Origin of the sequence: Pollutibacter soli, assembly GCA_029269725.1 — a bacterium.
In the GTDB taxonomy this organism is placed as follows: domain Bacteria; phylum Bacteroidota; class Bacteroidia; order Chitinophagales; family Chitinophagaceae; genus Pollutibacter; species Pollutibacter soli.
Window position 1 is genome coordinate 188,697 of sequence record JARJHS010000005.1, and the last position, 12,127, is coordinate 200,823.

The window sequence follows — 12,127 nt, forward strand, 5'->3', positions numbered from 1 at the left end:
AAATACAGTAAGGCATAACGTTTTACGATTAACGCTGAACGTTAGGCCTTGCTGTTGAATCACTATTAGTATATCTCAAAAGAACTGCAGCTGCAAAGTTCTTGCCTTAAGGCTACGAAATTATACAGTCGTACTCTTGTGTTCTACGTTCAGCGTTTGACGTTCTACGTTAAACGTTAAACGTTGAACGTTTCAGTCTCCAGCGGCAACCTTCTTCAACGGGTCCTTCAAAAGCGAATCCTGCTTTCTGTAACACTTTCTGAGAACCGATATGGGTAACAGGAGTATCTGCATATATTGATTTCAGATCGGGATTTGAAAATTGCCACATTAAAAAGCCTTTCACAGCTTCAGTAGCATATCCCTTCCCTTCAAACTTTCCGTCGATAAAATAACCGATCATCGTTTGACCTTCTGCGTCTGGCAACCCGGTTCCACCGATGCCTCCGATAGTCAGGTTTAACGTTTTTTCGACGATCAGCCAATGGGTATACCACGCAAAATGCTCCGCGTGTTCTTCCAGTTTCGGCAGAACATATCCGACGAGTGCAGACTCAAATTCACCCATAAAGTTTTCATCGGCATTAAGACGAATATCAGATTCAGAAAAACCCAGGGCATATTCAAACTCCTTTCTGCCTTTTGATAATAGAACAACTTCATCATAGGTCAATGCGCAAAGGCATAACCTTTCCGTATGTATAATAAACATTTGAATTAAGAATTTAGACTGATAAAATAGATTAATACAAACCGGACAGTCTAAACTAAATCAGGCGCAATATGTGCGAGGCAGGTGAACAAAGGCGATTTTTGAGAAAGCGAAGATAATGGAAATCCATTAAACGTAAAACGTTGAACGTTCAACGTTCTACGTTTTACGTCCCACGTTAACGGAAGCTCTCATCATCCATATCCTCATCTTCCCTGTAAGAACTATTCCCCAGGTTGAGCATAGATCCCATCAGGTCCTTGAACTCGATTTTTGCTTCGAGAACTTTTTTGCTGATGAGCGAATATGATGCGAGGCCATGTAGCACAAATTCCATCAGCAAGGCATTTTCACGCTCGCTGGCTTTAGGAAAATATTTTTTTACGAGATTGTACAGCCCATCGACTTTATACAGCAGCTGCAATTTTTCACTGTCCTTGGTATTGAAAAGCATATTCAATGAATTGCCTTTATCAAACCAGCCGATGATACTGCGGAACGGGTTTTCTTCTGATCCCGGATCGCGCGTTCTTTTTTTCTTGAGCGCTTCCGGATTAGGAAAGTACAGCACGAAAACAGAACGGATTGATTTCTCCAGCAAATTGAAAGATACCTGGTAAGGCCCTTCCTGTTCTCCTTCGTAAACCAATTCAATTTTCCCGGTGATGCTCGGAATAATACCTGCGAGATCACTGATCCAGACCTGTGTCTGTTTTTCATTATTGATGATGGCCCTTCTTTCTGCAGCACTGATCGCATTTTCAAAAGCAGAAATAGTTAATCGTGCAGATACACCGCTTTTCTGATCCACAAATTCACTTCCTCTCGCTTCAAAAGAAACCTGTTCAATCAATCTTTTAACCAGGTCACTGACATGAATCAATCCCTGCTGCTCGTCGTGCACAGAAGCTTCCTGTGCAGTAATTGCCAGCGCGGTTTCTACAGATTTCGGATAGTGAGTCAATATCTGACTTTCAATACGATCTTTCAGCGGAGTAACGATTGCACCGCGGTTCGTGTAGTCTTCCGGGTTAGCAGTAAAAATAAAAAGTATGTCCAGCGGCAAACGAAGTTTAAAGCCGCGTATCTGGATATCTCCTTCCTGTAGAATATTAAAGAGAGCCACCTGGATACGAGCCTGCAGATCCGGAAGCTCGTTGATTACAAATATGCTTCTGTTGGATCTCGGAATAATCCCATAATGAATTACCTGCTCATCGGCAAAGCTTAACCGAAGATTGGCAGCTTTCACCGGATCGATATCGCCAATCAGATCGGCAACACTTACGTCAGGAGTTGCCAGCTTTTCTCCATAACGTTCGTTTCTGTGAATCCAGCTGATCGGAGTGTTGTCTCCTTTCTCTTCAATTAGTTTTCTGGCATACTGTGATAAAGGCTGAAGGGGATCGTCATTAATCTCACTGCCTTCCACCACCGGAATATACTCATCGAGCAACTCGATCATCTGCCTGGCCATACGCGTCTTTGCCTGTCCGCGCAACCCAAGAAACAGAATATTATGTCGCGAAAGCAATGCTCTCTCTGTATCCGGAATTACTGAGTCTTCATAGCCAAGTATCCCACGGAAAGTTTGCTCGCCTTCGCGTAACCTGGAAATCAGGTTTTTTCTGACTTCTTCTTTTATGGATGTTGATTTATACCCGCTTTTCTTTAAGTCGCCTAATGTTTTTGGTCGGTTCATGTAGTTGTTAGTTGTCTTTTGTCAGTTGTCAGAACGTTGATCGTTGTTCACTTTTCGTTGTTCGTTGAACAGCCGAAGTTCATTATTTGCAATTTTCATTTCCCGCAGATGAACGCAGATTAAACAGCCCGCAGATAGGCGCGGAATTTTTTCTGCGCAAATCAGCGTGTATTCGATCGGCGAAATCTGCGGGAAAAATTTGTCATGTTTATTTTTTCGTTTATCGTTGTTCGTTCTTCGTTGAACGCCCGGTTTTCAGCCTGCATGCCGGCAGGCAGCTTTTCTGTTTTCAGTTCACCGTATCCCGGCTGTTCCTATTGCCTATTGCCTCCCTACTATTGCCTCAATAAACCGTTTTTCTCTTTCCGCTTTCAAAATCGCGGAAGATAAAGGCTCCAAGACGATCTAGCGAAGCGAAAAATGCTTTGCCGTTATTGGTTTCTGTAAACTCAGTAACAAATCTTTGTAAATAAGGATCACTCGCAATCATAAATGTAGTAATCGGGATCTTTAGCTTTTTGCATTGCGCTGCGAGGTTGAGACAACGCGATGTGATCTTTCTGTCCAGTCCGAAACTGTTTTTATAATATCGTTTTCCCTGTTTGAGACAAGTGGGTTTACCATCGGTGATCATGAAAATCTGTTTGTTCGGATTTTTTCTCCTGCGAAGCAAATCCATGGCCAATTCCAGTCCGGCTACAGTGTTGGTATGATAAGGGCCAACCTGCAGGTATGGGATGTCTTTGATCTCAATCGGCCAGGCATCATTACCAAACACAACGATATCAAGTGTATCCTTCGGATATTTTGTTTTGATCAGCTCACTCAACGCCATGGCTACTTTTTTTGCAGGCGTGATCCTGTCTTCGCCATACAGGATCATGGAGTGCGAAATATCGATCATGAGTACAGTTGAAGTCTGGGTCTTGAAATCGGTTTCACGGATTTCAAGATCATCTTCGCGCATCTGGAAACTTTCGATGCCATGATTGATCTGTGCATTGCGGATGGAATTGACAAAATCGATCTGCTCCAGCATATCGCCAAACTGGAAAGGCCGGGTTTCCGGGTTGATATCGTCACCCTGACCGGGTTTGAAAGTCTGGTGATCACCGGTTTTTGTTTTCTTCAGTTTCCCGAAAATCTCTTCGAGACTTTTTTTACGGATACCCTGTTCTGTTTTCGGAGTGATTTTGATCTCACCGGTCTGCCGGTTCTCATCGATATATCCTTTTTCTTTCAGTTCATCAATAAAATCGCCCAGACCATATTCCTCATTGGTCAGTTTATATTCTTTGTCCAGTTGTGTCAGCCAGTTCAGCGCTTCACTTACATCACCATTGGTATAGGTGAGCATCTGCATAAAAATATCCAGCAACTTCTGGAAGTTGGTCTTGCTGTTCTCGTCAGGATCAAAATGGCTAAAATGAAATCCCTTCATGTGCTTCAGTTTAATTATTTGTAGAAACCGGCAAGAAATCTGTACACGCGTGCAGGCATGCATCCGGATGGCGTTATAAATTACGTTAAAAGCAGTAGATCGGCCAGGTAATGGTTTTTTTTAACGCCTCTGTAAATTTAAGGTAAATAAGGGTAAAGATACACTCGCTGGGTTTCTGCTGATTTTTCAAACTTCTTAAGTGAAAAATGATTTATGTTAGAATTTTATTAACCGCCCATGCTAAAAAAATTTAGCTGATTATATGTGTCGGTGTATTTGTTGATTAAGGGCATATCTGACCGCTATATGAGTAAGTTATCTGCGATCGACATCGTGATTGTAATGCTGTACCTGGCTGCGATGATGGTTGTTGGTATTTATTTTTCACGTAAGAGAAGAACGTCTGATCAATTTACAAAAGCTTCGGGAAAGATTCCTGCATGGGCCATCGGTCTGTCCATCTATGCTACCTTCCTCAGCAGCAATACATTTATCGGTGTTCCCGGAAAGGCATTTGGGGGGAACTGGAATGCGTTTGTATTCAGTCTCTCGCTTCCCCTGGCAGGCTGGGTAGCTACAAAATATTTCGTTCCATTTTACAGAAAGGTCGGAGGTGTTTCGGCTTATTCACACCTCGAACATCGCTTCGGAGCATGGGCAAGAACATATGCGGTGGTGTGTTTCCTGCTCACGCAACTCGCACGCATGGGCTCCATATTTTTTGGAATTGCGTTGGCATTGCAGGCGCTGACAGGTTTCAGTATGGCATCCATTATGCTGGTGACTGGCATCTGTATCGTCTTTTATACAGTGCTTGGAGGAATTGAAGCGGTCATCTGGACCGAGGTAGTGCAGGCAATCGTAAAAACAGCCGGAGCAATTGTTATTATCATGTTGGTTATTTCTGATATATCAGGTGGTTTTTCTTCAGTAATCAAAATTGGTCTGCGTGATAGCAAATTCAACCTTGGCGGTTTTGATCCTGACTTTACACAATCTACATTCTGGGTAGTTTTGCTTTATGGTTTTTTTATGAACCTGAACAATTTCGGAATGGATCAGAATTATGTACAACGTTACCACACTGCAGGCAGTACCAGGGAAGCATCGACATCTGTTTGGATGAGTGTCTGGATGTATGTACCGATATCATTTATCTTTTTTCTTATCGGTACCTGTCTGTACGCATATTACCAGATAAACCCTGATGCAATACATATGGTCCGAATGCAGGTGGCATCGGAAAAATTGGGCAATCATGCTACCGCCCTGCAAGTCACTAAATTGGCGTTCGCATTAAAGCCTGCTGATTTGGGTGATAAGATCATTCCTCACTTTATCGTAACGAAAATTCCTTCCGGCCTGATGGGAATAATCATCGCGGCAATATTATCTGCGGCAATGAGCACGATCAGTTCCGGTATGAATGCATCAGCAACAGTTTTCACGATCGACATTTATAAAAGATATTTCAACCACAAACTCACAGATAAAACACAACTTAAAATTCTTTACATCAGTACCGTGTGTTTTGGATTAGCTGGAATGTCGGTTGGTATTTCAATGATTGGAGTGAAAAGTTTACTGGATACCTGGTGGCAGCTTTCCGGTGTTTTTGCTGGTGGCGTTCTTGGATTGTTTTTACTGGGAATGATCAGTCGAAGCGCTGGAAATTTTGCAGCGATTACTGCGACCTGTATCGGAATACTTGTGATACTATGGATAACTCTTTCGCCGATGTTACCACAGAACTCAGTGATACCAGTAAGTGCGCTGCATACAAACATGGCAGTCATAATCGGAACGCTTACGATCTTTCTTGTTGGAATATTATTGTCGTCTTTTCAAAAATCGAAAATTAAAAATACTGCTCAAGCTGTATCGGATATCTGAATTGCATAGTGCAACTACGATAATTTCCCGCAGATTTGCGGAAATCGAATACACGCAGAAAACGCAGAAGAAATTCAGCGCAAATCTGCGTCTTCCATCAGCGCAATCTGCGGGAAAAAATGAACCAAGAGTCCCCAATAGCTCACCGATCGAAAAAAGCATTGTCTTTCATAACAAAAAAAGCCCCCGAAATCCGGAGGCTTCTTCATTGCGGTTATTTTGAAATTATTTTGGAGTCGTTGCGGGACTGTCAGGTTTATTCTTGATCGTCTCCGGCATTTCCGTTTGAGGAGTACCACCTGTCTTATACATCGACTCGAGATTCCTGACGTATTCCTGCAAACCCAATGCCTGGCGGATATCAATGAACAGACTCTTCTGGCGATTGCTCAGGTTATCTGCTTTGTTAGTAAGGATATCCTGTACAGCACGTGTAAGTTCAGGGATCGACATATCACCGAGGTATGCATAGTATGAAAGCTGATCAGCGAGATCTTTCTTCAACTCATTGGCAACTTTATCACCGAATTGATTGTGACCCGCCTTGTATGCTGCTTCCACCATCTGCGCACTGACCATATTGTGCTGATTTTGCCTGCTCACCATCGCATAGGGCATATTTTCTTCAGACATTCCCTTATCAACTTTATTCAGCAGATTTTTTGCTTCTTCTTTTCTTCCCGCAACAGCCATGCTGTTGGCAACTTCACTATATGCCTGGCGTATACTCAACAGGTGACGGCGGTTTTCTTCGTCATAATAAACACCTTTCTTATCAGCATTTCCAAAAGCAAATTCCTTCATCAGTTTCTCATATGCCCAGCTGTCATTCACCTGGCCCTGTGAGAAGACAGGAACCAGCCGATAGCTCATACCATCATTGCGCAGATAAGCTCCAAAGCCAAGCTCATTGAATGGCGATGTGAAATAAATCGGGCGCTGCCATTTATTTGCAGCGATGATATTCAGCACAGCCATGTCATTTTTAAGAAGAATATTCTTCGGAATGTCAAAGCGGATTTCGCTTAATACGCTGTCTTCCGGATTGACCGTTTTGTTTTTCTTCACCAGTTCAATATCAACAGGCACACTTACTTTTTTCACCGGATAGTAATTCAGCATGCTGCCATCCTGCGCAGGTAACATATTTTTCGGATCGTCACTACCTATGAAATCCTTCATCAGGCTGTACAGATCCACATACCGATTAGCGCTGGCTATATTCGGCTGCTCGTAGAAGCGTACATAATCGCGTTTGCCACCTTCAATTTTATCGGGGCCCCACAATACATCGATTGAATCACTCTTGTTTACTTTGTAACGGAGTTGGTTGATATACCAGTCGATACCCAATAGACTGTAATTGATCACACGGATATCGCGGCGGATACCTTCTACTTCCTGCGCATACCACAGGGGGTAGGTATCATTATCACCAAAGGAAAACAGGATTGCATTCGGTGCACAGCTTTCGAGATAATCTTTTGCAAGGTCACGTGCCAGCACTTTTTTGGAACGATCATGGTCATCCCATTCCTGGAAGGCCATCAGCGTCGGTACGGCAAGTAAACAAACTGCTGTTGCAGCATAGTTTGCAGTACTTTCTCCCATGTATTTTTTGAGCCATGTCCGTACCTGCATCACACCTAATCCTATCCAGACTGCAAAGGCATAGAAGGATCCAACATATGCGTAGTCACGTTCACGTGGCTGATTACCGGGTTGATTAAGGTAGAAAACTACTGCAAGTCCCGTCATCACAAACAGTAAAAGCGAAACAAGAAAATCCTGTTTGTCTTTTTTATATTGATATAAGAACCCGATGATTCCCAATATCAGCGGAAGCGCAAATAAAGTATTGTGTGCTTTATTGTGTTTTATACTGTCGGGAATTTTATTCTGATCGCCGAGGAATATGTTATCGACAAAACTAACGCCGGTAATCACGTTGCCGTCACGCACGTTCCCGAATCCCTGCAAATCGTTTTGTTTGCCTATGAAATTCCATCCGAAATACCTCAGGTACATCCAACCCAACTGGTAACTGAAGGCCCATTTGATATTATCTGCCATCGTCGGCTTTTCATCCTGGTCGAGGTTTAGCCATCTTTTGTAAAAATCAGCATGTCCCTGTTCATTGCTTCCGTCCCATACGCGCGGCAATATCATTTTATCTTCCGGGTTGTACACCGGCGACATCTCATCACCGGAATAAACATATTTGTCTTTTCCCTTGACATATTTTTTATCTCCTGTTTTATAATCAACAGGAGATGCAGTAAACACCTGTCCGTAGATCAAAGGAAAATCGCCGTATTGTTCCCTGCTCAGGTAACCCACTAAGCTCATCGGATTATCCACGTTGAACATATCCACTGCAGTATCAGAATTCGAACGAACCATGGTGGTCAGGTAAGTAGAATATCCGATCAGCATGAAACCAAAACACCACATGGCGAGTTTCAGGAAATAAGGATTGCGTTTCAATGCCGCGAATCCGTAGTATGCAGTAGCGATAACAGCACCGATAACCAGTATCAGCTTAAATATGGAAAAAGCCATTGATCCGGCAGAAATCAATGGATACAAAACGACGAAGGACATCAGAAACAACCAGATTCCAAAAACAGGAGTGGTGATCTTTTTTGAATCCGCGATCCGGATACCATACCAGATTAAAACGCCAAGCAATATGAAGTAGAATAGGAAGCCACTGAAAAACGGCAAACCCAACGAATTTTTAAAGAAGATATCGAAATGCCCTGCACCTGTAATCGTGTATTGAATGACTGCTTTCTGAACCACACCGGTGATCACACAGCCAATAACAAAAGCCCAGAAGGTACCCCAGTTAGAGACTTTATACCTTCTGAAGTAATAGATCATAACGATCGCGGGTATGGTCAACAGGTTCAATAAGTGAACGCCGATGGAAAGACCCATCATAAAGAAGATCAATACGATCCATTTATCGGCGCCTGGCTGATCTGCTGCATGTTCCCATTTCAGCATCATCCAGAATACCAGGGCGGTGAAAAAAGATGACAAAGCGTAAACCTCACCTTCAACAGCACTGTACCAGAATGAGTCGCTGAAAGTGTAAGCCAGTGCGCCGACAACACCTGCAGCCATGATCATAAATACCTGGTTCTTAGTGAGCTCTGTAGTATTAGACTCTTTCTGAGCGAGTTTGCGAGCAAAGTGAGTAATGGTCCAGAACAGGAATAAGATGGTAAAACCACTGGCGAGGGCGCTCATAACGTTCACCGCTTTGGCGGCGGTCATGGGGTTATCGCCAAAGAAAACTATGAAAACACGTCCCAGCAATACAAACAGTGGCGCACCCGGCGGGTGGGGGACCTGGAGTTTAAAACAGGAGCTGACAAATTCACCGCAATCCCAGAGACTTCCTCCGGCTTCAGCAGTCATGATATAAACGGTACAAGCAATTAGCGCAACAATCCAGCCTACAATGTTATTGGTTTTGTTGAAAGTCATATGGATTCGGGAAATTTAAGGTGGCAAACCTACAGGAAATTAGGCAATGGGCAAACAGGCAGCAGGCAAAAGCCAGCGGGCAGCAGATCTCAGCCATTTGGGTGATAAATCGATCGACATTTAAAAATCATAAATTTGGATCCAATATCCCTATTTTTCTGGCCAATTCATTTTCTTCCCCAGCGAAATCTTTATTCCAGACTCCTCACTTTGAATTCAGGTTAGTAATTTTTAAAAAATGATAACAACGTTTTAGACTTTTGAATAAGTTTTTGATGAATGTTAGGCATTAGTTAAAATTGAAAAACTTCGCCTGAGGTTGATAGTAAGAAACATATGGAGCTCAGGTTAACAAAAATGGACGTGTCAGAGGATTGGAAGTGAGTCTTAACTCAAAAGAAGTACCGGTTGTTTTCTCCTGCCTCCGATCTCCTGCCTCCGGCCTAATCGAAAAATATCCTCACGGTCTGGTAAAACAACCTCGACTGCAGTTGCTGTGCAGCCCCGCCCTGGCGGTCGGAATAACCGTGGAGTCCGAATAAACCGGCAGCATTTCCTTTATTCACAGCGATTTCAAGATACCCTGCCGAGTTGAAAATGGCGATTTTTTCGCCTTCAGCGGTATCGGCATAGTTGTCGCCGATCCGGTCGATGACTTCATCTCTTTTAAAAACGATCTTGAAACTCCGGCCACGGCGCTGAGCTTCAAACTCTTCACGGGTGATATTAACAACCACGTTTTCAAAATGATCGATAAAAATGATCTGACCTTCGATCCAGTTGGTGCCCTGTGTTGGCCGGAGCGGATTCTTGACCTGGATATCTAACGGTTTGCCCAATTTCTGAAATGGAATTCCGCTGAGGAGGTCCGTAAATGCCTGCGCAAAAACAGCTGCACAGTGCAGTGTTGTTTTTTGTTTTGTTTTATCCAATGGCAAGGCAATTACTTCATCGGGCTGACCTTCCAGAATCATTGTGATCAATCCGTTATCAGCGATGCCGAAATAGTGTTGCTGGTGTTTAACGAGCAGCAGGTGTTCCGGTCGAGTGTCGAATAAGTTCACCATGATGAGATGAAAAGTCTCATCGGGGAAATTTTTGTAGGCATTTCTGCAGATATATGCAGCCTGAGGATAATTAAACGGCGTAAGCTGATGTGTGATATCCAATAATTGAAAAGATTCATTTACCTGCATGATCTGTCCTTTGATCGCGCCGACCAGGTAGTCTTTCCATCCTATATCTGAAGTGAGTGTAAGTAGGGGCATGCTGATGAATTGACCGGCGGTATCCACTCTTCAACTTCAATTTTCATCGCCGATACGAGGATAAAATTAGTTGATGTTGTGGAAAGATGAGGCAAATTCAGTGCCTGTTTGTGAGGAGACTTACGGGGAGCGATAGTTGAAGATAGTAAGTAGTGAGTATAGTAGTAAGCAGGAAACAGCCGGCGGTTGAGGGTGATCATTCTATTACTAAATTTAATCTGAACACAAATAATGCATGGATGCTTTTCAAAAGATGATCCATTGCCCACATTCATTTTGGGAGAACAAGAAAAGATTCCGCTGATATTCCGGTTTTCATTTTTGACCCTATCCTGTATTCTGTATACTTTATTCTTTTGTTCCCCTGTTGAGTTTGCTGTTCCGGTTTTCTTCCCTGAAAACAGGTGTTCCCTTTGTACAAATTTTCCCCATCTGTGAATAACCTTCGGAAACCCTTATCAGTCGCGGATTCCATCAAATGGAAAATTAACCGCTAAAAATTTGTTGTAAAGGCCATTACCCCTTATTTTTGCACTCCGAAAATTAAACCTGTGCTTTTGAAACGGTTGGTAGTGTTCGGAGGTGTAGGGGAAATGATCGATTCCGTAGCTCAGCTGGTAGAGCAATACACTTTTAATGTATGGGTCCTGGGTTCGAGTCCCAGCGGGATCACTGGAAATTAATGAAACCTGCTCTAGTAGCGGGTTTCGTCGTTTTAGGGACAATACATTAGTCGAAAAATTAGCCACTTTGCAAAATACCTCTTTTATGAAATCGTTATTATTTCTACTTCTTTTTGCAACAACCAGCTGCTTTTGTCAAGATAAGATCACTAATATCAAAAATGCAAAGGTTGTCAACATTTATGGCAATGGAAAAACAGTAATTGGTAAGCTGATAATAAACCCCACATTGGTTACTAACTTAAAAATTATAAAGTATACTCCGAATGTGCTTGAAAATGGAATCTATATAACAACCATAGCACTTGACAATAAAGAAAAAGTTCCGCATTTTGGAACCGATATCACAATTTCAACTGACAAGCCAATGGAAGATGTTGAGGCAATGAGTGGCGCAAAGATTAGTGTTAATTACGAATTGAATCCAGAGAGAACGGTGTACCGGATTATAGCGTCACAAATAAACAGAGGCAGACCGGGTACAGATTTATTGACATTTACGATTAAGAGTAAAGAAAAAATATTTTGCACAATTACAGGTGTCGATGGAAAGCTCTAATGTATATTAACTGTCTCCGCATTTTCGATATTAGTGATTAGAGTTTTATTTATAACAATTGGCTTGTTAGATACGGTATCCCATCCAATCCCTACCTTTTTCAAATTTTCCTTGAATTCAGCTTGTGACTTGCTCATTTCAATAACTGTATTTTGAATTTGATTGAGTTGAGTTGATTTGTTCTCGTTTTCAAGTGCATCTCTTTTTATTTTATCGATACCGAGCCAAAAAAGAAGAATGGCACACACAACTAAAAAAATAATATAAACCCAATTCTTTTTTGGATTTTTTATCGCAAAGAATAGCGGAACAAATAAGACTGCTAATCCAAAAAATGCATTCATAAAATCTTTGAATGTATCCCACATGGT

At 42.4% G+C, this 12,127-nt stretch carries 8 protein-coding genes and 1 tRNA gene; 3 read left to right on the plus strand and 6 right to left on the minus strand.

The window, feature by feature from the left end; all coding sequences use genetic code 11:
- Positions 1 to 169: 169 nt before the first annotated feature.
- From P2W82_RS14305 to P2W82_RS14315, 3 genes are all read right to left on the minus strand, one after another.
- On the minus strand, positions 170 to 712 hold the full coding sequence (locus tag P2W82_RS14305) for a GNAT family N-acetyltransferase (protein ID WP_336516583.1): 543 nt from the start codon (positions 710 to 712) through the stop codon (positions 170 to 172).
- Positions 713 to 890: 178 nt separating this feature from the next.
- Positions 891 to 2,414 carry a magnesium chelatase gene (locus P2W82_RS14310; protein WP_336516584.1) on the minus strand — a complete coding sequence of 508 codons (1,524 nt, stop codon included), beginning with the start codon at positions 2,412 to 2,414 and terminating at the stop codon, positions 891 to 893.
- A gap of 343 nt (positions 2,415 to 2,757) precedes the next feature.
- Complete coding sequence (locus P2W82_RS14315) at positions 2,758 to 3,855, minus strand: vWA domain-containing protein (protein ID WP_336516585.1); 1,098 nt, start codon at positions 3,853 to 3,855, stop codon at positions 2,758 to 2,760.
- A 306-nt stretch (positions 3,856 to 4,161) separates the two neighbouring features.
- Here P2W82_RS14315 and P2W82_RS14320 point away from each other — a divergent pair, with 306 nt between their 5' ends.
- Positions 4,162 to 5,748: a sodium:solute symporter family protein gene (locus tag P2W82_RS14320; protein WP_336516586.1), complete on the plus strand. Its 1,587-nt coding sequence runs from the start codon at positions 4,162 to 4,164 to the stop codon at positions 5,746 to 5,748.
- A gap of 225 nt (positions 5,749 to 5,973) precedes the next feature.
- Here the strand turns inward: P2W82_RS14320 and P2W82_RS14325 are convergent, their stop codons facing one another.
- Together P2W82_RS14325 and P2W82_RS14330 are read right to left on the minus strand one after the other, a co-directional pair.
- Positions 5,974 to 9,246: an MFS transporter gene (locus tag P2W82_RS14325; RefSeq protein ID WP_336516587.1), complete on the minus strand. Its 3,273-nt coding sequence runs from the start codon at positions 9,244 to 9,246 to the stop codon at positions 5,974 to 5,976.
- 443 nt (positions 9,247 to 9,689) lie between these two features.
- Positions 9,690 to 10,514: an SAM hydrolase/SAM-dependent halogenase family protein gene (locus tag P2W82_RS14330; RefSeq protein ID WP_336516588.1), complete on the minus strand. Its 825-nt coding sequence runs from the start codon at positions 10,512 to 10,514 to the stop codon at positions 9,690 to 9,692.
- A gap of 599 nt (positions 10,515 to 11,113) precedes the next feature.
- Here P2W82_RS14330 and P2W82_RS14335 point away from each other — a divergent pair.
- Both P2W82_RS14335 and P2W82_RS14340 read left to right on the plus strand, forming a co-directional pair.
- A tRNA-Lys gene (locus P2W82_RS14335) sits at positions 11,114 to 11,186 on the plus strand.
- A gap of 96 nt (positions 11,187 to 11,282) precedes the next feature.
- On the plus strand, positions 11,283 to 11,756 hold the full coding sequence (locus P2W82_RS14340) for a hypothetical protein (RefSeq protein WP_336516589.1): 474 nt from the start codon (positions 11,283 to 11,285) through the stop codon (positions 11,754 to 11,756).
- Here P2W82_RS14340 and P2W82_RS14345 read toward each other — a convergent pair.
- A complete protein-coding gene (locus P2W82_RS14345; protein WP_336516590.1) occupies positions 11,753 to 12,124 on the minus strand; it encodes a hypothetical protein in 372 nt (123 codons plus the stop codon). The two genes, P2W82_RS14340 and P2W82_RS14345, sit on opposite strands and share 4 nt — an antisense overlap.
- Positions 12,125 to 12,127: the final 3 nt, after the last annotated feature.